Genomic DNA, 24,510 nt, shown 5'->3' with positions numbered 1-24,510 from the left:
TTTTTTCTCGGCTCAAGTGAGCGGTGATGAATATCGGCAGTTATTCAGACCTTCCCTAGATACTTTGTTATTGACATTTGAGGGGCCAATTCTCTGCTTAGTGGAAACTTGTGCATTTCAGTGTTTTTCTTTGCATTGGAGTGTGTAAATCATCGCCATATTGCAAGGAGAAGTGTTGTTTTTACTTGTTTTTATATGGCTTTTTACTAGTTACAGAGTTGGACAAGGCATTACCACTAAAATGCAATGATATACACAGAAGAAAACATGCATTTCCTTGGCGTAAACAACGCTGTAAGGCGGGCAGGATGTGTGAAGTAGGCCCACCATGCAAGCATGTTGGAGCCTCTTCACTGTTCACTTATTCGCACCTACGGTGCTCAACGTTATTCCTGCTCTACGAGGTCTTTTTAAGTAAAAGGGGAGGCTTATATGAATGGACAGAAAAGTATCACTAGGAAGAGCTGTACGCCGCTTAAGGTGTACTGTCTTCCTCAAGAGCGTGAACTAATTGAACTCAATGCCAAGCGAGCGGGGCGGAGCGTCGCGGGCTACTTGCGAGAAGTTGGTCAGGGTTACCAGGTTAATTGCGTTACAGACTACGAGCACGTTCGCGAGTTGGTACGCATAAATGGTGATCTTGGTCGTTTAGGAGGCTTACTCAAATTGTGGCTGACCGATGATGTTCGAACAGCTCCTTTCGGAACGGCTACGATTCTTAAACTCCTTGGGCGTATCGAAGCCACTCAAGAGGACATGAGCTGCATAATGACATCATTGGTTCAACCAAGGGCTAAGCAATGATTATTTTAGCCGCTAAAATTTTGGAGAGTTGTGAGTGATTGCTAAGCACATTCCCATTCGCTCCTTAGGAAAATCTGATTTTGCCAGGTTGGTAAACTATATTACCGACGAGCAAAGTAAGGCACACCGCTTGGGAAAGGTACGGTTGACCAACTGCGAAGCATATTCTGTTCGGGATGCGATCAGTGAAGTATTAGCGACCCAGTTAGGCAATACCAGAGCGAAGAGTGATAAGACTTACCACTTGATACTTAGCTTTCGGGCAGGAGAGCAGATTAGCACAGAAATCCTGTCAGCCATCGAAGGCCGTATTTGTAAAGGGCTCGGCTTCGACAAGCATCAACGAATTAGTGCCGTTCACAATGATACTGACAACCTGCATGTCCATATTGCTATCAATAAGATCCATCCGACGCGAAATACCATTCATGAGCCCTACTATTCGCATCAGGCGCTGGCCGAGCTTTGTGAAGCCTTGGAGCAGGATTATGGGTTACAGCGAGATAATCACATACCGCGCCAACGTGGTGCTGAGGCGCGAGCGGCTGATATGGAGCGACACGCCGGTATTGAAAGTCTTCTTGGTTGGATCAAACGCGAGTGCCTGGACGAACTCAAGAAGGCACAGTCCTGGAGCGCACTGCATCAAATCATGCGTGACAATGGTTTAGAAATCCGGGAGCGGGGAAATGGGTTAGTTGTGGTCGCTGGTGATAATACAATGGTTAAGGCGAGCACTCTGGGGCGCGACTTCTCCAGGCCGAGACTAGAGGCGCGCTTTGGGAAGTTTGATTCTGAGCAAGCCCAGAAAGGTAAACCTCACCGACAGTATTGCAAAGATCCTATGAGGTTAAGGGTGAACACCAGCGAGCTTTACGCACGCTACAAGTCGGAACAGCAAAGCGCGATGGCCAATAAAAAGGTAGCTCTGGACAAAGCCCGGCGGCAGAAAGAGCGGCAGATAGAGAGCGCTAAGCAAAAAGGTAAAAACCGACGAGCAGCTATTAAGCTTGCTGGCAGTGGGAAATTTACCAAAAAGCTTCTTTATGCGCAGGCGAGCAGTGCACTAAAAGCCGATATGGATTCGATCCAGCAGCAATGTAAGGAAGCACGTCAGGCCATTTATAAAACCCATGGGCGGCGCACCTGGGCTGATTGGCTCAAGTGCAAGGCACAGGAGGGAGATGCCGAAGCCTTGATGGCATTGCGGGCCAGAGAGGCCGCTCAGGGACTCAAAGGCAACACTATTAAAGGGGAGGGCCAGTTAAAAGCTGCCCATACACCTATAATCGACAACATCACCAAGAAGGGCACCATACTCTACCGAGCCGGTGTTAGTGCCGTGCGCGACGATGGCGATCGGCTCCAAGTGTCTACGCAGTCCGATCAAATGGGGATTCAGAGTGCGCTCCGCATTGCGATGGAGCGTTATGGTGACCGCATTACTGTGAACGGGACGCCAGAATTTAAGGCCAGAGTGATCCGAGCGGCTGTGGATTCGCAATTGCCTATCACGTTCGCTGATGACTTTCTGGAACGCAAACGCCAAACATTAATGAATGGCGGGAACGTGACCAAGGGAAATCAGAAGGCTGAGCGACGAGGTGTAACTCCTGTAGGCCAGAAGCCACCGCCAATACGTCGTAATCGGCTGAATACTCTGGCCCATCTCAATGTATTAAGCATTGGAGGTGAAGCGGCAAAAAAACAGCCTGCGCCTTCGCAAGGGCTGACTGCACAAAAACGCCTTCAAGCTAAGCTACAGGCTGAAATGAATGCCAAAAAGGCGAAGCAACAGTCCAAAGGTAGGTCTAGGTAAGCATTATCTTCTTACACCGTGACATTTAAAAAGAAGGCCGGGCTTCGGTGTTGCCCAGGTCAGCTACCGTACTAGCTAAGGTGACACGCTAGTAACGACGGAACCGCTCGCTTATCGGAGGTGAAATGTGGGCGTTTTGTCACGTGGCGACGAGTAACTGACCATGCATAAAGCACATCTCTCAGCGGCTAAAATTGCCGTACTCTCTCTTTTCATGGCGTCAAACGTCTTTTCGCCTGCGCGAGCAGGCATCCCTGTGGTTGATGGCACTAACCTCATGCAAAACACAATGTCTGCGATAGAGGCGGTTGCGCAAACGCTAAAACAGATTGAGGAGTATCAAACCCAGCTTCAGCAGTATGAAAATCAACTGCAAAACACAATGGCACCGGCTGCTTATATTTGGGATAGAGCAGAGTCGACGATCAAAGATTTAGTGCAGGCTACTAACACACTCCAGTATTACCAGAACCAACTGGGCAGCATCGATAATTACTTGGATCGCTTCCAAGACGTTGCTTATTACCGTGGATCCCCCTGCTTCTCTAATGCTGGTTGTAGCGATGCTGAATGGGCAGCAATGGATGAAAATCGCCGGCTGGCATCTGAATCTCAGAAGAGGGCCAACGATGCGGTTTTCAGAGGGCTAGATCAGCAGCAGGACAATTTAAAGTCAGATGCTAGCCAGCTCATGCGTCTACAAACGGCCGCTCAAGATGCTGATGGCCAGCTTGCCGCCATTGGCTATGCCAATCAGCTTGCTAGTAATCAGGCCAACCAGCTCTTGCAGATCCGTGGTTTGCTTATTGCTCAGCAAAACGCAGTAACAACGCAGATGCAGGCTGAAGCCGACCGTGAAGCTCAATACCAAGCCTCGCGTGAACAGCTATTTGATATGGGCGAACCCTCCAATCGCTCCAAGAACAGGGGGTTTTAATCATGATTGAGATTAGCCGTGCCTTGTTTATCTGCGTATTAGTTTCAGTTTTTCTTCTGGGATGTGGTGAGCAATCCGCCTCAAGCACTCCTGAAAATGAATGTAAGGAGCAAGACCTAGTACGGTGCCAAGAAGAGAATGTTAATCATCTCTGGGATATGGGTAAGCCAACTGATCGATCTAAAAATGAGGGATTTTAATCATGAGTAACATATTTCTACGGCTTATGATGCTCCTGACTTTCCTGTTGGCTTCACAAACTGTATGGGCTGCTGTTGAGCCGGACGGCGTTTTAGACGATGTAGCCGATAGGTTTTTAACGGCTAGTAGTTTATGGGGGGCTACCATTATCGAATATGCGTCATGGCTATTTTGGACGCTTGTTCTTATATCAATGGTCTGGACGTTCGGCATGATGGTATTGCGTAAGGCTGACATCGGTGAGTTTTTTGCTGAGCTTGTACGTTTCACCATCTTCACTGGCTTCTTTTGGTGGTTGCTCACCAATGGCCCTGACTTTGCGATGTCTATTGTCGATTCGCTGCGAACTATTGGAGCGACAGCAGGCGGGCTAAATCGAGAGCTAACTCCTTCAGAGCCCATAAGTATTGCCTTCGATATGATTGTGAAGTCAGCAAAATCCTATAGCTTCACCAGCCCGATAGATAATCTTTCGATCTTCCTGATCACCTTGGCCATTCTGGCCTGTATGGCGGTTGTTTCCGCAAATGTGTTGCTCGCATTGGTGAACGCCTGGATATTGGCTTATGCCGGTGTTTTCGTGCTTGGTTTTGGCGGTTCGCGCTGGACGTCAGATATAGCCATTAATTATTTCCGCAGTGTCTTAGGTATTGCGTTAAAACTGCTGACCATGACGCTGCTGATTGGAGTGGCCATATCGATTATGGATGGCTACTACAAAGACCTATCTGAAACAGTAACGATGCGGGAGTTAATGGTTGTTTTCGTAGTCGCGCTGGTATTGGTTGTGCTTATTCACTCTGTGCCTAACACGATTGCAGGCTTGATTCCTGGTGGCGGAGGCGCTGCTAGTGCGAGCGGTTCATTTAGCGCCGGAGCACTTGTTGGCGGAGCGGTAGGCGCAGGGGCTGCCGTTGCCTCAGGCGGCGCAGCCTTGGGTGGTGCTGCCATGAGTGGAGCGACCAATATGGCGGGCGGTGCATCTGCTATCAAAGCGGCTTTTGAGAGTGCACATGCGGCATCATCAGGGGGTGGTGACATGCCTGGTATGGGGAGTGTGCTTGGCGGTAGTGGTGATAGCGATGGGGCAGGTGACTACTCAGAAGCAGCAGGGCTAAATGATGGTGGTTCAGTTGGCAGTAGTGGATTTAGTCGAGCCGCTTCAATGGCGGCTGGCACAACAAGCGAGCTGGCTAAAGGTATAGGTTCAAAGGTAGCTGGCAGCTTTCAAGAGAAAGTTGATCAAACTGCTGGCGGGCGTTTGGCATCTTCGATCCGCGAGGGTAAAGGGCAAAGTGACGTCAGTAATAGTGAACAGGATAGCGATACCACAGGTGAGGATGGTAATAACCCGTCATTCGGCAGTGATAGCCTCGGTGGTAGCAATGAAGGTAGCTGGGTAAACCAGACAGGTGGCTTTGACTCTCTATCTAACGAGGGTCAGGACAATGCTCGCCAGTCACATGCTGAATGGCAAGAACGTGACCCGGAAAAGCACACCTTTGATGTTGGGGAATATGTATCGTATGCCCAAGAACGCCAATTGGAGCGTAATGATGAGATTGCGAGCTTTGTGAATAGAAAGTAGTTGAAATAACTGACAGTACTGACAATTCGATGATGTGTTCTATGCGTTACAATGCTTCCAAAAGGAGACATAGTAGACCAGAAAGTGTGGCCTAGATTAAGCTGAAAATGCTAATGGCTCCTAGTAAATAGCACAACGATAAGCAATGAGCGCTTTACCAATGTATGGGGTGCCATAGAATGCACCCCGCCTGAAGCATTGCTCAGCGTTAAAGATTGCTATATCAATCTTGCTAGCCTGTACCGGGCGAAAGGGCCGCACTGTTTGGTGTCACGCAACTGCCTTTTTGGCGATCAAGATAAATGGCACATCATGAACGCAGTTGAAATCGAGGCAAAAATCTCAGACTTGGCGCTCCAGCCTTTTGATCCGGCTGAGTTTCCCTATGCCTTTCTGGAAGCTTTTGGTAACAAGACGACCACCATCAAGAAATTGCGCTCCGGTGCTTCTTTCTAATAAATCTGACTTAGGAGGGGTTTTACAGACCAAAAATATCCATATATTGGTTGCTGGCTCTGAAGCTGATTCGGAATTTCTGCAGGTGGCGGGTATTATCCGGGGTTGAAGCAAGCCATTATCGTGGTGTCGGAAAAGTCCATCGGTTCCAGCTTCAATGATGTACCATTGAGCGAATACGATTTTTGAACCGACTGGCAAGTGGAACCGAAATCAAGTATCAGCCTCAACCCCGACAGCAAGCTGGGCGACCTACTCGCTGTGACAAGGTACACACCGTGGCCGTGACCGGCTTCTCCTTTCGGAGCAATGCCAAGGCGGTATTGGCTCCACAGGACGAGTTTCGCTTTAATACCGCCACCTACACTAATCTGACTCAGGTGTGGACGCCGTCTCGCTGGCGTCGATAACAGCCCGTTTCTCTGCCTCCAGATCTTCGATGCGCGCATCCAGCGACATCACGCGCTCTCGAAATTCCTGATTCTCCAGCTCGACTGCTGAGCGTTGCTCAGCTCCTTGTTCGATGACAGTCAGCATTTTCGTCTGCCATTGATCGCCGGATATGATGCTGTCCCGGTCTTGGAGATAACCAAAACCGGAGACGATCAAAGCGAGCAATGACAATCCCGCAGAAATACCGACCGCCCACACTGCGACGGTGATCTGCGTACGCGTGGACTGATCGGATTTTCTGTCACGCTTATCCACCTGCTCCATTAGAGTTGCAGCCGCTTCCACCAAATCTTTGAGTGCCTGAGCGGACTCAGCAGTCATCTTTCCTGTTAGTCGAACCGTCTCCAGCTCTTCTGCACGCTCGCGTGCTTGACGATTATATTGCTCGTTTATGACCTGGAAATGATCCGTGCTTGATGCAGGGATTTCGGCGGGCATCAATCTATCGCTCAGCCGCTCGAACTCGGTCAGGGTCGAGCCTAAAATAGCTGAGCTATTTCGAACCTGATCTGTCAACTTGCGAAATTGATTAGTTTGCTCCTCAACTTCACTACGCAACAGACGATCCAGGAATGCTGTAGGTGATTCATTCGCCTCTCGGACAATGGGCTTTCGATCCTTTCCTCCCTCACGTGCTGATCGAAGTGCATTCGATAACGTGTACGCTTCAGCCAGTTCCTCCACCGCTGGATCTGACAGTGACTGGATTTGGTCATGGGTAACCCCGGATCTTTCTTTCTCCCATGAATAGTCGGGCGATAGACTGGCAATGAAGGGGAGAAATTCCCTAATCCGCTTGCTTTGATCTATTGTGGAAATGTCGCTAAAAGCACTGATGTCCGACCTACTTAAAGGAAACAGGAAAAGCTTTCCAATGGCTGTATCCACCTCGGCAACAGGCTTCAGTAAGCTACTGATGTCGAAACCCTTCTTTTGAGACGCATCCGGCTCGGTACCATCTGACCCATCCGAAATCGCCATTACTTCACCACCTCCATCAGCTTGCCGAAGCTGTCCACCACGTCGTACTTGACGTTTTCCGGGGCGAAGCGGCAGTTCATTTCATCGAAGAATTTGCGGGCGCATTTGATCTTGGTTTTCTCGATCTCGCGCAGATCCATTGAGGACATAGAACCTTTGGTTTCCGCCACGAAATAGATGTGCTTGACCGCGCCTTCCTTGAAACTGATGGCCCAGTCGGGGTTGTAGTCACCAACTGGCGTTGGGATCAGGAAGCCGCGTGGCAACTTGGCGTAGACCACGACCTCCTTGGCGGTATCCAGTTCTTTCACGAACTCTCGCTCCACCTTCGATTCGGTCACCACATAGTCGTAGATATGGCGCTTCAGCTTGTCACCGGCGTTGCTGAAGTCCTGCTTGGATTGCCCAGCGGTGAAGATATCGAGGTCGAACGTGTCCTCGACAGCATCGTAGGTCAGATGTTCGATGATGACGGTAGCTTTCTGCTCGTTGATCATACGCACCGTCTCGGCAATGAAACTCTCCGGATTGGTCTTGAACTGAGCGAACACGGCGGCGTTGATCCCCTTGAGGATTTCCGTCACCGTTCGGCGAGTCAATTGCGTACCCTCGGCCAGCTTGCCGATCAGGTCATACTTGACCGCTGAGTGGATCGATTGCTTGTTGTATTCGATCCCTGTTTCGGAAATTTTGAAACTGTCTCCGCGCTTGAGTGCCTCATCGGTCACCTGATCGATCTGCTCGCCTGCCTGGATGGTGTACTGCAACGGCGTGACGTGGAGGCTGGTATCTAGCTCCTTGATAGCTTTTTGCACTAGTTCGATTGAGTCGAAATCAACGCTGTAGGCGGCCTTGCGGTTGATACGGTTCCACAGCGCCTTGAACTCCTGCTTATCAAAGTTGGCGTTGAGCGGATTTTTCTTCGGCTTACGGTCATCACCGATGTCTGGCAACTGACTCTCGCTGAACACACTGTCGATAAGCTGGAACACCTGCTCAGCGTGTGGCAACAACTCCTGCGGCAGCTCCGCCAGAGCACCGTCGTTCTTCGCCTCATGGTACTTCTCGGTGATAGTGCGCTTCTTATCCACGTAGCCGTTCTGGATCAGATAGAACTCAATATCGGTCGCCTGATCGTCCGACACCGTAATCGGCCCTTCAGCCGTACTCAGTGTCTTGCCAGTGAAATAGGCTTTATCAGCAATCCTGGGCCGCGCCGACAGCGACTTGCTGATGTCTTCTTGCAGCGCCGCCACGAAGTCTTTGTAGCTTTCACTTGCCACCACCGTCAGCACGTTTACCTCATGAACCGTCGCCGGGTGATCCATTCGGTCACCATTCTGATTGACGGACAGCCTCAAACCGCGCCCCACCTCCTGACGGCGTGAAATAGTGTTGTCACTGTGCTTGAGCGCACAGATGACAAACACGTTTGGGTTGTCCCAGCCCTCGCGCAGCGCCGAGTGCGAAAAGATGAAGCGAACATTTTTCTTTGATCGCAGTTCATCTGAGTCATTTGGTGATGGAAGCGAGAGAAGTGTTTCCTTGTCCTTCAGGATCAAATCATATGCGTCCACATCGTCTGATTGCCCGGCGTTCTCGCCGCGCTTGGCAACCGTAGGGTCGGCCAGTCGCTTGGTCTTTTTGTCGATGGAGAAGTAACCGCTGTGGGTCTTGTCCGTCGTAATACTCTTCAGGTATTTGATGTAGGCCGTTTCATCCAGATCGAGCATCTCGTTGAGGTACAGATTGTATTCCTCCTCGAAGACACGGGCATAATCGCCTTTCTCGTCTGCGGCGGAGTAATCCCGGTACTTGGCCACCTCATCAATGAAGAACAGGGTGAGCACTTTTATGCCCTGTAAGAACAGCACTTGTTCTTTGTCGAAATGGGCCTTGATCGCTTCGCGAATCTGGATGCGGCGCAGGGCCGCTTCGGTCACATCGCCGGTGGCATCGCCCACCGTCAACTCGACACCATTGGTGAAGCTCAGAGTGTCCGTGTTGGCGTTGATGTCGGAGACGACAAAGCCATCGCGGTACTGATCCAAGCCATTGGAAAGATCGAACAGGTTGTCGCCCTTACCCAGCTTGCGAACCACGCGCTTGATACTGCCGCCGGCTAGTTTCTGCTCGAACTCCATCCGCGCCACGGGCGGTCTCTTGCTCGAAATCTCAATGGATTGCAGATACAGATAACCCGCCGTACCCGCCAGCCCCTTCACCGCAATACCGCGCACGGCGATCTTCTTCACCAGCTTCTGGTTGTAGGCATCCAACGCATCCAGCCGGTGAATCTTGTTGTGCGTGGTTTTATGGGTGGCCGAGTAACGCAGCACCATCAGCGGCTTGAAGTTGACCAGCGAATCCAGCGTCTTGCCGCCTTCCATCTTCTGCGGCTCGTCCAGGATCAGGACAGGGCGGTTGGCACTGATGACATCAATGGGCCTGCGCGACTGGAAGTCGTCCAGCTCCTCATAAATGCGTCGGTTATCCTTGCCCGTGGCATTGAACGCCTGCACGTTGATCACCATCACGTTGATGCCAGCGTCCGACGAAAAGCTCTCCAGGTGATGCAACTGCTTGGAGTTGTAGATGAAGAAGCGCGCCTTTTTCTGATAGCTCTGCAGAAAATGCTCGGCGGTTATTTCCAGCGACTTGGCCACGCCCTCTCGGATAGCGATGCTGGGCACCACAATGATGAACTTGCTCCAGCCATACAGCTTGTTCAGCTCGAAAATGCTCTTGATGTAGCAGTAGGTCTTGCCCGTGCCGGTTTCCATCTCCACGTCCAGGTTCACACGGGCGATCTTGGTCTTGGCCAGCGCATCGGAAACGGGCAAGTTCTGCTGACGCTGCACCTGCTGGATGTTGTCGAGCAAAGCCGTATCCGAAAGTACCAGGTCGCCATTCTTGAAGCCTGCGTCGGAAAACAGGCTGTCTGTCTTAGCCTTGGCCTTGCCAGGGTCGATACGGTAACTGATGGCTTCACTGGAGGCCGGCGGCTGCCCCTTGAAGCAATCTACCACTGCCTGTACGGCGGCGGTCTGGTAGGCCTGGGTCTTGAATTTGAGTTTCATGTATCACCGCCTTTTAGTTCTTCTTCAATGTCTTCAATGCTTGGCAAGCTGCTTTGCAGGGTTTCTGGCAGTGCACGGGTCAGCTCAAAACTAGATACCCCGATGGGCTTGGTCATATCGCGCAATGCATATTCGGCCAGCACGCGGTCTGGCTGCTGGCACAGGATCAGGCCAATGGTCTGGCCATCAGTTTCGTGGCGCAGTAGATCATCGACCACACTGCAATAGAAATTCACCTTACCGGCATATTCAGGCTTGAAGTCGCCGCGCTTGAGCTCGATCACCACATAGCGACGCAGTTTCAAGTGATAGAAGAGCAGGTCGGCATAAAAATCCTTGCCCGCTACTTCTAGATGGTACTGGCGGCCCACAAAGGCAAAGCCTTGGCCTAGCTCCAGCAGGAATTTTTCCAGATGTGTTATCAGCCCTGTTTCCAGCTCCCGCTCATGGAAACTCGCTTGCAGCGTGAGAAAGTCAAACAGGTAAGGGTCTTTCAGCGTTTGCTGGGCCAGATCCGAATCAGGGGATGGTAACAGCTGGGTGAAGTTGGTCACCGCGTTGCCAAAGCGCTCATGAGCAACAGATTCAATCTGCATCAACAGAATATTGCGGCTCCAACCATGCTCGATAGACGCCTGCATATACCAATGCCGTGTGGTCAAATCCTTGACTTTGGCCATCAGCTCGGCATGGTGCCCCCAGGGCAAGGCACACAGTAGCTCAGCCGGAAAAAGTGCCACGGGCTGTGGCACTTCCCGATTCGCCGCTGTTTGTGCCACAGGCTGCGGCACAAATTGTAGATGCGGATATTCCCGGTAAAACGCCAGCATCCGCTTGATATTGCGCTCGGAAAAGCCTTTTTCTTCCGGTAACTCGTTATGTAGATCGCGGGCCAACGTGGGGATCACGCCCGTACCCCAGCCTTCCTGTTGCTGGCGAGCGTCGATCAGCGCACCAATCTCCCAGTAAAGTTGAATCAGCTCGGCATTGACGGCCATCACCGCCCGTGTCTGGGCATGGCGAATCCGCTGTTTAATGTCGGTTAGCACCTGCCGGTAGGAGGCATCGTGAGTGAGCTTTGTCATAGATGGCCTCAGATACTCTTCACTTCAGTACCCGGCGAGAGCAGTTTGAATATCTGTTCCACGTTGATCTTGACCGCGCTGTCCTTGAATCCGGCATCGCGGAACACCACGCGTAGCGGCTGGTGCGTGGCCAATTCCTTGACAAAGGCTTCGTCAATGCCGCCGTGGGCATCGAAGCAGGCGGCCAGCGCATTGTCATCGACGAAGTACACGGTCTTGCCCTGGATGGTTTTCTTCTCTATAGGCAAGGCCAGATCCACGTCCCAGTCCAGCATGACTTGGAACAGCAGGTCTTCCGGCGTGCGGTCGGGTTTGATGTTGTCCACGAACAGGTCTAGGTTGGATTTGTCCAGCGCATCAGGTGCGTAGTAGACGTTGGCCATGTTGGAGGTGTCGATTTTAAGGACGCGAAAGCCAATGTCTTTCTTCCAATTCTCATGACATGGCGAGTCTAGAAGCTTATTCCCAACCCTCCTGACACGCTCTTTGCTGATCTCGGCAATAGTCTTGTAGCCAGCTTTGAAGGCCTCGCTCGCCTCGCCACACAGTTCCGGTAGCTGCACCATGATGAATTTTCGATTACCACCGTCCTGAGAGTTGAGAGTCATAACGCTATGTGCTGTGGTTGCAGAACCAGCAAAAAAATCTAGTACTATGCAGTCAGGATCAAACCTGCATGCCGATAATGTCAATTTTGCTAAGAGCTTTGACGGTTTTGGAAAGCTCATAAGACTTTGAGCTCCAAATATTTCGTGCATTTCATCAAATCCGTCCTCATTCGTGCCCCATCCATCGGAGAACAAATCGTCGGCATAAACAAACTCAAACCCTGTCTTCGAATCTCCTTTCATTGGAAGAAGATCCTTAAGCATCTTCTCACGCGGTTCACTTACAACTCTACGAAAGTACAAGTCTTGAGTGACGTAAAGGCTCTTGTCTTCAGCATACTTGTTGAGCATTTCCTGAGAATAAATCCAATTGCTATCGACTACCACATCCTCTAAAAGCACGCCGTCCTTAATAATCAGGTCGGATTGCAAAATCATTTCCATATTTCCTGAGCTAATTCTGCTTCCCGCCGCCACGCGATGATTACTCTCTCGATACTTGCTGGGAATGCCTTTTTTTATAACTCTTACACCCCGAGAGTTAGTAGTTTTAATCACCGGGTACGTTTCTACACCCCTAGCTATCTCGCCTACAAGTCCCTTGAAGGAGGTCAGATTTTTCGCGTACGCAATCACATACTCTTTGACATTCGTTGAGGCTCCAGAAAGGAAGGCTCCTTTCTTCTTTTTTTCCCATACCAGTTGAGCAATGGAATTTCCTTCGCCAAATATCTCGTCCAAAATCTTTCTTAAATTCTGTGACTCACAGTCATCAATGCTGGCAAAAATAACTCCATCCTCACTGAGTAGATTTCTGGCGAGGCGCAATCGGGAGTACATCATCGTCAGCCAATCGGAATGGAACCGACCATTTGCTGCCGTATTTGCCGCCAGACGATTTCCTTCCTCATCCACCTGGTTTGAGCGACGCAAGTACGTACCGGCATCCTCAGCAAAGTCGTCCTCATAAAGAAAGTCATTGCCCGTGTTATACGGCGGATCGATGTAGATCATTTTGACTTTACCCAGATACGTCTCCTGCAACAGCTTCAATGCATCCAGGTTGTCGCCTTCGATAAACAGGTTTTTTGTGGTATCGAAGTCCACACTCTCCTCGCGCACGGGGCGTAGCGTCTTGGCAATCGGCGCATTGGCTGTCAGCAGCGCCTCGCGCTTGCCAGGCCAGTTGAGGTGATAGCGTTCCTGTGGGCCTTCTACGATGGCGTCGGACAGCTCCTGCCGAAGCTGGTCAAAATCCACTGCCAGCTTCACGCCGCCATCCTCGCCTTGCGCTTCCGTCACGCAGCCGGGGAACATCTCGCGAAGACGGGCAATGTTGTCTTCGGTCAGGTTGGGGGAGTGCATTTTCAATTTATCCATGGGCAACTTCCTAAAATATTTACAGATTCAGCAGTATTAAAAAACTGCCCTGCTAAAACGGAATATTGTCATCTTCGTCGGTGGCGCCAGTATCATCAAATTGATCCTGATGAACCGCTTGGGGCGCTTCGACCTCAGTTTGTTGCCAATCAGCGGCGATAGCCTGCCAATTCGCACTGCGCTCAATTTTTTGGCCGTGATCATCTTCCTCCAGTCCCTCGCCAGACCAAACCGCCCAAAAATCGGGATCATCCGACTTGGGCCGTTGATCCTTGGGCAAGCTATTCATCTGCACCAGGACGGGAAGTTCAGATGCCCATCCCAAAAGGATGGCGTTGCGAGAGGGTAACGACGGCAAGTCGCGCAGCAGGCCACGCAGGTTGTCAGGCACGAGCTTATGGACCAATTCCTGATCACGGTCGTTGCTGATGCGGTGGAGCAAGTAACTGTTGCACTGTGATAGCACCGTTTGTGATAACTCACTTGGGCGCTGGGAGGAGAGCACTAAACCCAGTCCGAACTTGCGTCCTTCACGTGCAATCTTCTCGAAGACTTGACAACAAATGGTTGCGGAGTTCTGGTTCTCGGCACTGTCTGAGTAGCGACGGATAAAGGTGTGCGCCTCTTCCATGACCAGCACGGTGGGTAATACTTTTCCCTCTTTGTGATTTTTTCTATACCTCTGCAAAGACTCAAGAGTCATGCGGGCGATCACTGCCGTAATAATGTGGACAACTTCCGCCGGAACCAACGAAAGATCAATCACTGTCACGGAGCCGTTTGAGGCCTCACTGTCGCCAAGATAGTCACTCAACCAGTCGTCAAGGTTTATGCCGTCCGTGTTAGAAATGATTGAGCGCATCCGAGTGTCGGACAAGAGTGTGCGAATGCGGGATACCAAGAAATCAACGAACTGACTGGCGTTTTCTTGTTCAGCCAGAATTTCGAGGTGATCTGGGAGTTGAGAGCCGTCAAAGGCTATTGGCACGTCCTCATCTGGCCCTTCATGGAGAAGAACTCCCCCTACAGTATCAACCGAGGATTCCAGTGCCGTGATGATTTCCTGAACGTGAGCCTCATTAAAGGCACGATAATATTCAATCGTCTCGCCCCCTTTAACAAAGCTGTGGTGGGCGGCTCCTAAAGCAGCATTGATTGCCGCTAAAGCTTCATCTAGCTTGTTATCTCCATGTATGACCATCTTCCTTTGCAAATCTGTGGCCATTGCTTTCAGACGGAAGCCAAACTTCGATTCATCGGTTTGGATATCACCTGAACGAAGATCTCGGCGTATCGAAATTAATCGGGAGGAAAGATAGCGGCGTAGTGCGAGCTTCTCTTCTTCCGGCGAGGTGCTCGAAAGGGCTTTTCCTGCTTTGACATCTCGCAACGCACGCCGAAGCAGTGGGCGTTGCATCTTCGTACTGGCTTGAGTAAACGCACTCCACTCGGAACTGTTCCAGAACCACAAGGGCACCTGGAGCTGCCCAACACCTTCAGACGGATCGACTGCAAATACTCGCACCTTACCCATACCTTTGAAGGTGTTTGCGTATTCGCCGTTGGGGTCGAGTACGATGAAGCGGGCATTCGGATCAGCGCCATTGCGTGCCTTCCTAGCCGCATCCATCGACCAACGAACCAGTCCAGCAACTGAGCACGACTTACCGCTGCCCGTATTGCCTAGGACAGCCAAATGGCGACCGAAGAGGCGGTCAGGGTCGATCTTCACCTCAGCATTGGCAGCCAACGGGCTGACGCCGATCTTGACGCGCCTGTTCTCTCCCGACTCGACGATGGCGCGAAGCTGATCTTGCGTGGGCAGTAAAACCGGATCGCCCACCGAGGGGTAAGCCTGTACGCCGCGCTTGAACTCGTAGTGATCCTTGTCGCTGTCTCCGCTAGTGTAAGACAAGATGCCCAATGGATTCAGGCTCATCTTTCGCAGAGGATACGGCAGATCCACCAGGCCAAAGTCCTGCATGCCCTTGCGTTTGGGGTACTGCGAACGCTCGACCGTGATCCATTCCACCTGTGCGACCAAGTAACCTTGCTCACCAGGTGCCAGCACATAACCATTGATGCGGGGGAACGGGCGCGGCGTGCCGGTATTGAGGGAAACACTGCCTGGCGCTTCTATGTCCAGCAAGACCTTGATCTCATCGGGCGAGACGAAATCTATCGTACCTATGCGCAGAGCGTCAGCATGCGCCAGTGGAGACAGACTCATAGCTGATCGCTCCCGTCTTCGTCGGCTTGGTTTTTCGCCTTGGGAGTGCTTTGCTGGGTGGCAAATCGCTGCTTGAGCAATTCGCTCATGCGGAACGTAGTTTTGTCAATCGCCGCCTTGGGCAGATAGCTCTCTGTAAGGGTTGCCAAGTCCGCTAGAGCCGGGCCAATCAGCAAACTAATTTGTGATGGCCGGCCGATCTGTTCATAGGTTTGCATTATGCGGTCAAGTGGATCATCGAACGAAATCACAACCAAGTGCGTGGATGGAATGGTGAGCATGTCGCGAATCACCCGGTTGATATGCTCATCCCCAAAGCTATAGCCATAGGTGACGAGCGTGCTGTTCGGGCGGCATACCGCCGAAGCCAAATCACGAAACAACTCCACATAGGGGTAGTCGGCGGTTTCCCTGTCCTTGGCGGCGTTGGGATAGATCATCAGCTTGTGGGCTGTCGCTTCGCCCAGGCCCGGAGCCTGCAAATAAGGGGCAACCGTGTCGGCGCCAAACGGTAGGCCTATGCGGCGAATGTCCTTACCGGTCTGCACCCAGTCCACAGAGCCATGCAGCTTAGTGAAGCGAGCGACGCCTTCCAGATACCGAGGTTCGCCGCGAATACCCGGCGGGTTGTAGTGCATGTCCAGGTCAAGTCGAGAGGATCGGAAGATGGGCATTAGGTTGCCAAGAAAGCGATCCAGAAGATGCACGCCAGCCAGTTCCGCCCCAGCTTCAATCAGCCGGTCGTAATTGGTCGTGAAAATGCTCAAGCGATCGCGCGTTCCAATCCGACTTGCGAAGCTCATTAGGAATGTGACTAAGGTATTGAAGGCTTGTTCACGTTGGCTATCCGGAGCTGCAGCAATTCCAGTTTCGCTCTTAAGGATGGACTCGGCGAACGTCTTCATTCCCGCTTCGAGTTCTCCACGCAATGTGTCGGCCTGATCGTCTTGAAGAATTTCCAGACCACGCAACAGTTCGCTGGCTGCCCGCAGTTGATCCTCAATGTTGCCCTTCTTCCTTCCAGCATGGCTTGCTGACGCTTCGGCTGCTGCGTTGATATTGTCTTGAAGAGTGGCAAGTGGAAGCGCTTCCATGCCGGCTGCACCTTTTCCAGCAGCCATGTAATGCACCGCATGAGTGAGGCCCGACCCAGCCAACAGTGAGAGGTGCTCCGATTGAAAGAGTGATGTCAACCACGGCTCAATGTGCTCCCGAAGCTCCTTCTGGCTGAACTCCTCTGAACTTACCCAAGATGCTTCACTGCCTTCCTGGAGCTTGAACGTCTTGTCCTCGGATGCTCCAAAGTACAGTGGTTTATGGTCATTTCTGACTTTGACGATATTGGGGAACTGCTCTTTTGAGCTTGTCTGTTCGTTGGGGTTTGGCATGGTTTCAACCTCCTAAGTTTTCAGCGGACCAATGCTGCATAGTCTTGCTTCAATTGCCGCAACTGGGCATTGATTTCCACTTTGCGGTTGAACTGTTTTTCCTTGATCAGCCGAGCCGAGGTTTTGTCCACCTCACGTTGTTTGGCCTGTGCTTGCTCGACACGCGCGACCAGTTCGGCCAGTGTCTCCTGTGGCCGCGCTGGCAAAGGGATTAGCCGGTGAAGCAGTTGTTCGTACAGGCCACTCAGGTGCAGAGCGATGGGCATCGCGGTGCGCTCGCTGTTGGCAGGCAACCACTCGGTCGCAAAATAGTCCGAAAGTACCCAGCGGCTGGTGTCCGCTTCGTTCGGGCGTTTGTAGGCAGCAATGATCTGAGTCTTATCCTCGAAGTTCAGCTCGAACACGATGGGGAAGGGTATGGCTCCGTCGATACTGCGCAACACGTTGTGGTGCAATTTGGGAGTCTTGAGCAGGAGACTGAATACCTGAATTTCTGGCACGCCAGGCCGCTCGGGCAGGTGTAGCGTTTCCGGGGCGAGCTTGAAGGCCCAGACGATTTTTTCTAATTGCTGAACGAACAATTCTTTTAGCCGGGTGTTGGCCCCGCCGTGCTCGTAGATCTTGCTCTTGGGCAGAACGCGGCCAACGGCTGCCTGCTTTGGGTACGCAATCAGCGAGGGTTGTTGTGTGGCCGCTCCCTGACTCACTCAACCTCCTGAATCACGATAAAACTGATGAGTTCGAAATCATCCAGCCCCGAGATGGTGTTGGTCAGTGCCGTGGTCTTGCCACCGCTGAACAGGCTGTCCAGATCCTTTTCTTCCTTCACTTCGATCATTGACCGAATGGATTGGCCCAGAAGGTCGGAATAGGTCTGCATCTGGCGACCATCGAGCGTTTCCTGATTGAAGCGCTGACAGGCTTCGACGATGGGCTTATCCTGTCCCTTGCAGCAGCTACGCACTAGATCAAGCAGGCGCTTGACCTCGGTGTGGTCGTGGATGACTTCGCCTGCGCGGCTGATGTAGACGAGGTAGTAAGGATGCAGGCGGTTGTGCTGGTTGAGGGTGGGGTCGCTTCCTTTGGAAGAAAGCGAACGGTTGCGTAAGGTGAAGATCGCCCCCGGAGCCAGCCTCAACTCGGGCTTGGAAGGAACCACGGCGTGCATGCCATTGGGTATATTGCTCAGTTCGCCATGGGCTTTGACGTAGTTGAGCAAGTCCATGCGGAAGTCGTTGAGGCCCAGATCAGTGATGGAGACGCCGGTTTTCAGATCTTCCAGTTCGATGACTTCGTCTTGCAGGCGGCGCAGTTGTTCCTTGCGGTACGACACATCGTTAGCCTGCGCGGACAGTACATTGTCGTCGCCGGTGGCGGTGACGTCGGCGATCATCATCCGGCTCTCGACCCGCTCCTTGAGGTTGATGTACTCATCGAGCGAAATATCCGGCCAGTAGTTGACCAACTGGATACTGCTATTGGGTGAGCCGATCCGATCCACGCGGCCAAAGCGCTGGATGATGCGCACCGGGTTCCAGTGAATGTCGTAGTTGATCAGGTAATCGCAATCTTGCAGGTTCTGGCCCTCGGAAATGCAGTCGGTGCCGATCAGCAGATCAATCTCGTGAGGCTCGTCCGGCAGCACAATGGCTTTCTCTTTCGAGCGTGGGGAGAACAGGGTGAGCAGTTCCTGGAAGTCGTAGCTGCGCTTGTGCGAGCCGTGTTTGATGGTAGATTGCGGCGCACTCTTGCCGGTGACTTTGGCACTGTGGATCGAAAGCTTGGCCAGCAGCTCCGGCGCAAGATTGGCGTACAGGTAATCGGCGGTGTCGGCAAAGGCGGTGAAGATCAGCGCCTTGCGGTTGCCTGGGTTGATGGGGTTCTCGATCTTACCGAGCAGTTGCGCCTTGAGGTGCTGCAACTTGGCATCTTCCTGCGGCGTGATCCTGTTCATGGAGACCAGCAAACCGTCGATAACCTGCAAGTCCACCTTGAGTTCGTGCTCCCAGGATGGCAAGTCCATGTCGGCGAGTCTGATCTTGATCTTGCCGCCGATCTCGCCGCTTTCGTCACCGGACATCGGCAAGTCGTCATCTTCGGCATCCAGCCCTTCCAGCACGTCCGTAAGATCGCCAACGGTGCCTCCGGCACCCGAATGATTGAATGCGGCAATCTTGTCCAGCGTGGCTTCGTTTTTGGCCCGTAGAGATTGCAGGGTGAGGCGGAAAGACTGCACCGAACTTTCAAGGCGCTTGAGCAGGTTGACCGTCATCAGAGCCTGCAGGCTCTTTTCGCGATCGGCCTGGCGCAGCGTGCCTTTGCTGCCCACCTTGGTGTCGTAGATTTCTTCGTACTTCTTAAGGCGGCTGGGGAGGATGTAGCTGATGGGCGCGTATACAGCCAGCTTGAGCAGCGAAAGCTGTTCGAAAATTGCATTGAAACCCAACACATCCGCCCGTTCGGTTAGAGGGCGGTGGAAAGAGAGTGGCTTACGACGTTCGGGGAATGGGCCGATGTCCGTGGTGTCGTAGAAGGTCTGAATATGCTTGCGTGAGCGTGCGATGGTCACACTATCGAGCAACTCGAAGAAGTCGAAATCCAGCGAGTCTAGGATCGCGCGTGCGGTGCGGTTCTCCGGAGGCAGCTTTGACCATGTGTTGAAGGCTGCCTGGGCATTGCGAAAGACCTCTTCCACTGACTTGCTGGTGCGCAGCTTCTTTCTGAGGTTTTCCGAGTCACCCTCGTATGCCAGCGCCAGTTGGTTGCGCAGATCACTGAAGCGGTTGTTCACGGGCGTTGCCGATAGCATCAATACCTTGGTCTTTACCCCTTCCTGGATCACCTTGCGCATCAGCGTCTGGTAGCGCGTTTCTTTGTCTTTGTAGGCGTCGTTGTTGCGAAAGTTGTGCGACTCGTCGATAACGACCAGATCGTAGTTGCCCCAGTTTATCCGGTTCAGCGGTGTGCCGAAGGATTCGCCGCTGGTACGGGACAAATCGGTATGGCACAGCACATCGTAGTTGAACCGGTCACGGGAGAAGATGTTGGTTTTGAGATTGCGGTTGTAGTTGAGCCAGTTGTCCGCCAATTTCTTGGGGCAGAGCACCAGTACTGAGCGGTTGCGCAGCTCATAATACTTGACGACCGCAAGCGCGGTGAAGGTTTTGCCCAGGCCCACGCTATCAGCGAGGATGCAGCCGCTGTAGGTTTCCAGCTTGTTGATGATGCCGGTGGCCGCGTCCTTCTGATAATTGAAGAGCTTGTTCCAGATCAGCGTATGCTGATAACCGGTGCGGTCATTGGGTAGAACGTCTTCATCGATGTCGTCGAGGAACTCGTTGAAGATGTTGTAGAGCATCAGGAAGTAGATGCTTTCGGGTGAGTTTTCCTGGTAAACCGAAGAGATGTGCTCGCAGATCTGCGCCGTCACGTCCTCCAGCTTCTCGGAGTCATTCCAGATTTGGTCAAACAGGCTTAGGTAGGTGGCAGCAAAGGGGGCATCCTCCATCTTGTTCACAAGGTTGGAGACCGCATCGCCTTGCTGATATCCCAGATCAACGGCAGTGAAACCGTGCAGGGGCATATAGGCGGTATCGGTGCTGCCCGCCTGCACGCAGGCGAACTGCTGCATAGGCGCTTTGGTGCGATTACTTTTGAACCTAGCCTTGCGCCGTATCCAGTCAGCGCACTCCCTGGCCACCGCCCGCTGGGTGAGCTTGTTGCGCAGCTGGATTTCAAACTCACTGCCATAGAGGCTGCGCTCCCGATCAAGCCTGGGGATTTGAAACTCCTTGCGCTCCTTGCGAATCTTGTCGGTGACCTGATTGGCAACGAAAGTGGGCGACGTGAAGATGAAGTTCAGCTCGTCGATCTTTTCTAGCTCGGCTTTCAACGCCTCGAACGCGTACATCGAAAAGCAAGAGGCGGCGATGTTCAGGCGCGCCCCGGGTTGGAGGGTTTGCTTGAGGTCGTCGCCCAGCAAGCGATTGATGTTGTCGATCAGTTCCATCAGACGGTTATCCTCGAAGGCATGCTGCAATCAACACTTATGTCGCGTCCGGTTTTTCCGCTTGGGCGGTAATCCAGTCGTCGATGTCAGCTTGTCGGAAGCGCCACATCCCACCCACCTTGAAGCCAGGAATTTTCTTGGCTGCCGCAAGCCGGTAGATCGTCCGCTCCGTTACCTTCAGGTACTCGGCAACTTCCTTGATCGTCAGAATTGCGCTTTCGCTGCTGTTGGGCATCAGTTGGCCAATCATTGGTAGAAAACATCAGAATAATGCAAAGTTTTCATAACTGCGAATGAAAGTGAAAACCAAGGAGGGTGACATGAAGAAACCGCATCAGGACGAGCCGTTTTTCATCACCGAGGAGGTCGAAGCGGGACTTAGCGCTGCCAGCTACTAGTTCGAGCCGCCCAGTCACGCCCGGACAACCAGCCTGCCCGAAATCCTGACGGGCCTCACAGACGCGGAACTAGCAACCTGGCCCAGCGTGCTGTCGAAGGAAGAGATCGAACGGCGACAGGGCAGAGTATTTGAAGCAGAGCGATGAACATGGCATCGCAGGGGCGACCCTATGGCAGCGGTGCCGCGGTCACGCCCTTACTGCTGGAGAACTGCATGAGATGTACTGGAAAGTAGGCTTCATCGGTACAGTAGAGGTACACACATCAAGTCTGTCCTCTTTCGCCAAATTGCGCTAAACTGCTGACGTATAAGTGCTTTCTACTTATCTTGATTACGCTTGTATACGCTTGATTTTCCTAGATATAGGGTGTCAGCGACAAACTCATAATCCCTTGGTCGTAGGTTCAAGTCCTACTGGGCCCACCATTTCTAATTTTTGCTTGCTTCTGGCAAGAGATTTTAAGTCCCATGGCTCAAAATCAATCTTCCTTCCCATATGTCTCTCCGCGTCCTTTGAAAGTTACCCATCTTTGCGATGTGCTTCGCTGTTAGTTCGAAAGTAGCCGGCTGTTTTGCGTTGACGATCAACAATAGTTGAAACATGTGTGAGCACGACTCAGGTAGCCTGCTAGACCTAAAGCAAGGTTCCAGATAGCTAATCTGGCACCTTCCCAAAGCGTTTTCTTGCTAGCAGGCGAATAAGTAAGCCTCGCCAATTTATTTCACTGCTAGTCAATTTTGAAAAGAAGTGCGAAAGAGCACAAGTCTCCTTAGGAAAGACGGCGGCGAGTCTGCAAATGGCGTTGTGGCTAAGAAAACTTGACATCGTGTGATTGTTGTAGTTGTGAATAATAATCCGTATCATTCGCCTTCCTCTGTTTGCTTACTATAAAAACACGGGCTCCTCCCCCCCCATTCTGCCTGTCAGTGAGGTTTGTTTAACATGCGTCGTTCGCCTTTTTCCGCTACACCGTTGTCTGTCGCTATTCGCCGTGCATTGGCTGTGTCGTTAGGGGGTACGTTGTGTGTTGTGCCTTTTGCTGCACTGGCGCAGGAAGAGGCCGTGAACATGGGGACCACCGTAGTGACGGCGACCGCACTGAAGGTGGATACGCCAGATGTAGAAACGCCTCGCGCTATTTCAACTGTTAGTGCGGAGGAGCTTGAGGATCGAGGCGTCAATAAATATGACGAGACCTTCCAGTACCGCTCCGGTGTTGTGTCTCAGCCTTACGGTAATGACAACAATGCCGACTGGTTTTTCCTGCGTGGGTTTAGTGCGGAAGGCGCTACTTACCAGGATGGTTTAAGGCTCTTCCGCACAGGAGGCTATTTCTGGTGGATGAGTGAGCCCTTTGGCTTTGAACGTGTTGATCTTTTGAAAGGGCCTGCGTCAATTCTCTATGGCGAGGCGCCCCCTGGCGGTATGATCAACGGGATTAGTAAACGGCCTACCCGTGAACCGCAAGGAACGCTGCAGGTTGAAGCCGGTAACCATGATCATCGCCAAGTAGGGGTGGATGTGTCTGGTCCGGTGGGGCAGCGCGATGACGTGCGCTATCGCCTAGTGGGTCTCTATCGCGATGGCGAGGGCGAGCTCAACGGGAGTGAAAAAGAGCGCTATTACTTTGCGCCTAGTCTGGAGGTCGATGTTAGCGATGATACCACCGTCACCTTCCTTGCTAGCGTTCAGAAAGACCAAGGCGTGCCTACCACTGGGTTTTTTCCGGCACTGGGTACCCTTGAAGACTCTCCGTTTGGGAAAATTGACCCAGCGACCAATTTTGGTCAACCGGATTATGATCGGTTAGATCAGCGCCAGATTGCGATTGGCTATGAGTTGGAGCACCAGATAAACGATACCTGGGAGTTCCAGCAGAACGCCCGCTATACCCATTTGGATTTGGAACTGCGTAACGTTTACCCCAATTCGTATGTGACACCGCCACGCAGTATTTCCCGTGGGATTATTGACCGGGATGGCCAGTACGATGCGTTTAATATTGATAACCGACTCATCGCGCGTACTTATACTGAGAACACAGAGAATACGTTATTGGTCGGCGCGGGTTATCAAGAGCTGAATTTAAATTACACCAACCGTGACAGCTTCCGCACCTTGGGCGATGGCTCTAGCTTCTTTACAAATATCGATACGGTGGATCTATATCATCCCGATTATGCGGCGTTTACTGCGCCTGATACCGGCGACCCAACCGAGCATAATGTCGATCGCCGCCAAGTGGGGCTCTATGTTCAAAATCAACTGCGCATAGCCGATCAGTGGGTTCTGCTTGCCGGGGCGCGCTACGATAATGTCGATAGCAGCGACGATTTTAGCGATACCTCTGGCAGCTCCAGCGAAGGGTACGATGACGAACATCTCTCCATCACAGCCGGTGCGATGTACCTGGGCGATAACGGTGTTTCCCCCTATGTGAGCTATAGCGAGTCGTTCACCCCGGTGGCGGGTATTGGGCCGGATGGCGCTAGTTACGAGCCATTAGAGGGCCGCCAGTTTGAGGCTGGGGTTAAAATTGCCCCGCTGGACGTAGATGGTTACCTCACGATTGCCGCCTTTGATGTCGAAGAAAATAACACGCTGATCTCGACCAGCGCACCTGTTCAGGAGCAGGTAGGTAAGCGCCGCTCGCAGGGGATAGAGATCGAAGGCGTGGGTTATCTAACGGATGAGCTAAAGCTGATTGCGGCCTATACCTATACCGATGCCCGCTATGATGTGAATGATGCACTGCGGGATGAGCGCGTTCCCTTGGTGCCAAGGCACATGGCGTCGGCGTGGTTGGATTACGATATGAGCCGCACGTTAGCTGGGCTTTCGGTAGGGGCTGGTGTGCGTTATATGGGGGAAACAGTACCCAGCGCGAATAGCACTATTGAGCAAAATGTCCCTTCTACAACGCTCTATGATGCCATGGCGAGCTATCGCATTAACGACAGCTGGACTGCCCAGGTTAACGTCAACAACCTTACCGATGAGGAGTATGTCAGTGGCTGTGACTTTTACTGCTATTACGGGGCCTCACGCAGCGTGGTGGGTAGCCTGAAATATAGCTGGTAGGTTGCTGCT

The 24,510-nt window shown here is 52.3% G+C and carries 15 protein-coding genes; 6 read left to right on the top strand and 9 right to left on the bottom strand.

Annotation, left to right across the window (positions count from 1 at the left end; translation table 11 throughout):
- The first annotated feature begins 432 nt into the window (after positions 1-432).
- The 5 genes from traJ to CZ787_RS12890 all read left to right on the top strand — a co-directional run bounded on the left by traJ (position 433) and on the right by CZ787_RS12890 (position 5,805).
- Entirely contained in the window at positions 433-804 is a 372-nt protein-coding gene (gene traJ / locus CZ787_RS12915; RefSeq protein WP_087109842.1) for a conjugal transfer transcriptional regulator TraJ, read from the top strand.
- Positions 805-838: 34 nt separating this feature from the next.
- Positions 839-2,623 carry a TraI/MobA(P) family conjugative relaxase gene (gene traI / locus CZ787_RS12910; protein ID WP_087109840.1) on the top strand — a complete coding sequence of 595 codons (1,785 nt, stop codon included), beginning with the start codon at positions 839-841 and terminating at the stop codon, positions 2,621-2,623.
- 163 nt (positions 2,624-2,786) lie between these two features.
- Entirely contained in the window at positions 2,787-3,560 is a 774-nt protein-coding gene (gene trbJ / locus CZ787_RS12905; protein WP_087109837.1) for a P-type conjugative transfer protein TrbJ, read from the top strand.
- Between the two features lie 202 nt (positions 3,561-3,762).
- Positions 3,763-5,349: a P-type conjugative transfer protein TrbL gene (gene trbL / locus CZ787_RS12895; RefSeq protein ID WP_087109833.1), complete on the top strand. Its 1,587-nt coding sequence runs from the start codon at positions 3,763-3,765 to the stop codon at positions 5,347-5,349.
- 312 nt (positions 5,350-5,661) lie between these two features.
- Entirely contained in the window at positions 5,662-5,805 is a 144-nt protein-coding gene (locus tag CZ787_RS12890; protein WP_254908622.1) for a type IIL restriction-modification enzyme MmeI, read from the top strand.
- A gap of 366 nt (positions 5,806-6,171) precedes the next feature.
- On the opposite strand, the gene CZ787_RS12885 is transcribed toward CZ787_RS12890, so the two are convergent.
- From CZ787_RS12885 to mads1, 9 genes are read right to left on the bottom strand one after another with little or no spacing between them, the layout of a single operon-like run.
- Entirely contained in the window at positions 6,172-7,239 is a 1,068-nt protein-coding gene (locus CZ787_RS12885; RefSeq protein WP_087109831.1) for a hypothetical protein, read from the bottom strand.
- On the bottom strand, positions 7,239-10,319 hold the full coding sequence (locus CZ787_RS12880) for a type III restriction-modification system endonuclease (RefSeq protein ID WP_087109829.1): 3,081 nt from the start codon (positions 10,317-10,319) through the stop codon (positions 7,239-7,241). The genes CZ787_RS12885 and CZ787_RS12880 overlap by 1 nt, the downstream gene beginning before the upstream one ends.
- Positions 10,316-11,404 carry a PDDEXK nuclease domain-containing protein gene (locus tag CZ787_RS12875; protein ID WP_087109827.1) on the bottom strand — a complete coding sequence of 363 codons (1,089 nt, stop codon included), beginning with the start codon at positions 11,402-11,404 and terminating at the stop codon, positions 10,316-10,318. Before CZ787_RS12875 ends, CZ787_RS12880 begins: the two co-directional genes overlap by 4 nt.
- Before the next feature lie 8 nt (positions 11,405-11,412).
- Positions 11,413-13,392, bottom strand: a complete 1,980-nt coding sequence (locus tag CZ787_RS12870; RefSeq protein ID WP_087109825.1) for a site-specific DNA-methyltransferase — start codon at positions 13,390-13,392, stop codon at positions 11,413-11,415.
- 52 nt (positions 13,393-13,444) lie between these two features.
- A complete protein-coding gene (locus tag CZ787_RS12865; protein WP_087109823.1) occupies positions 13,445-15,622 on the bottom strand; it encodes an ATP-binding protein in 2,178 nt (725 codons plus the stop codon).
- A complete protein-coding gene (locus CZ787_RS12860) occupies positions 15,619-17,010 on the bottom strand; it encodes an SIR2 family protein (protein WP_087109821.1) in 1,392 nt (463 codons plus the stop codon). The genes CZ787_RS12865 and CZ787_RS12860 overlap by 4 nt, the downstream gene beginning before the upstream one ends.
- Before the next feature lie 20 nt (positions 17,011-17,030).
- Positions 17,031-17,717, bottom strand: a complete 687-nt coding sequence (locus CZ787_RS12855; protein ID WP_087109819.1) for a DUF4391 domain-containing protein — start codon at positions 17,715-17,717, stop codon at positions 17,031-17,033.
- Positions 17,714-21,019 (bottom strand): helicase-related protein, encoded by a 3,306-nt coding sequence (locus CZ787_RS12850; RefSeq protein ID WP_087109817.1) that lies wholly within the window; start codon positions 21,017-21,019, stop codon positions 17,714-17,716. The genes CZ787_RS12855 and CZ787_RS12850 overlap by 4 nt, the downstream gene beginning before the upstream one ends.
- A 37-nt stretch (positions 21,020-21,056) precedes the next feature.
- Complete coding sequence (mads1, locus tag CZ787_RS12845) at positions 21,057-21,269, bottom strand: methylation-associated defense system helix-turn-helix domain-containing protein MAD1 (RefSeq protein WP_254908621.1); 213 nt, start codon at positions 21,267-21,269, stop codon at positions 21,057-21,059.
- Positions 21,270-22,362: 1,093 nt separating this feature from the next.
- On the opposite strand from mads1, the gene CZ787_RS12835 reads away from it, so the two are divergent.
- Complete coding sequence (locus CZ787_RS12835) at positions 22,363-24,501, top strand: TonB-dependent siderophore receptor (RefSeq protein WP_087109815.1); 2,139 nt, start codon at positions 22,363-22,365, stop codon at positions 24,499-24,501.
- The last annotated feature ends 9 nt before the right edge of the window (positions 24,502-24,510 follow it).

This window comes from Halomonas citrativorans, from assembly GCF_900163645.1.
GTDB lineage: Bacteria > Pseudomonadota > Gammaproteobacteria > Pseudomonadales > Halomonadaceae > Vreelandella > Vreelandella citrativorans.
Note: the sequence above shows the minus strand (reverse complement) of the source record. Positions and strands in the feature narration are given on the sequence as shown.

Bases quoted from the DNA above. Each gene is read 5' to 3' on its own strand.
- CZ787_RS12875 (WP_087109827.1), bottom strand. From the start codon at position 11,404: ATGACAAAGCTCACTCACGATGCCTCCTACCGGCAGGTGCTAACCGAC.
- CZ787_RS12865 (WP_087109823.1), bottom strand. From the start codon at position 15,622: ATGAGTCTGTCTCCACTGGCGCATGCTGACGCTCTGCGCATAGGTACG.
- CZ787_RS12885 (WP_087109831.1), bottom strand. From the start codon at position 7,239: ATGGCGATTTCGGATGGGTCAGATGGTACCGAGCCGGATGCGTCTCAA.
- CZ787_RS12870 (WP_087109825.1), bottom strand. From the start codon at position 13,392: ATGGATAAATTGAAAATGCACTCCCCCAACCTGACCGAAGACAACATT.
- traJ (WP_087109842.1), top strand. From the start codon at position 433: ATGAATGGACAGAAAAGTATCACTAGGAAGAGCTGTACGCCGCTTAAG.
- CZ787_RS12835 (WP_087109815.1), top strand. From the start codon at position 22,363: ATGCGTCGTTCGCCTTTTTCCGCTACACCGTTGTCTGTCGCTATTCGC.
- CZ787_RS12850 (WP_087109817.1), bottom strand. From the start codon at position 21,019: ATGGAACTGATCGACAACATCAATCGCTTGCTGGGCGACGACCTCAAG.
- trbL (WP_087109833.1), top strand. From the start codon at position 3,763: ATGAGTAACATATTTCTACGGCTTATGATGCTCCTGACTTTCCTGTTG.
- mads1 (WP_254908621.1), bottom strand. From the start codon at position 21,269: ATGATTGGCCAACTGATGCCCAACAGCAGCGAAAGCGCAATTCTGACG.
- CZ787_RS12880 (WP_087109829.1), bottom strand. From the start codon at position 10,319: ATGAAACTCAAATTCAAGACCCAGGCCTACCAGACCGCCGCCGTACAG.
- CZ787_RS12890 (WP_254908622.1), top strand. From the start codon at position 5,662: ATGAACGCAGTTGAAATCGAGGCAAAAATCTCAGACTTGGCGCTCCAG.
- trbJ (WP_087109837.1), top strand. From the start codon at position 2,787: ATGCATAAAGCACATCTCTCAGCGGCTAAAATTGCCGTACTCTCTCTT.
- CZ787_RS12860 (WP_087109821.1), bottom strand. From the start codon at position 17,010: ATGCCAAACCCCAACGAACAGACAAGCTCAAAAGAGCAGTTCCCCAAT.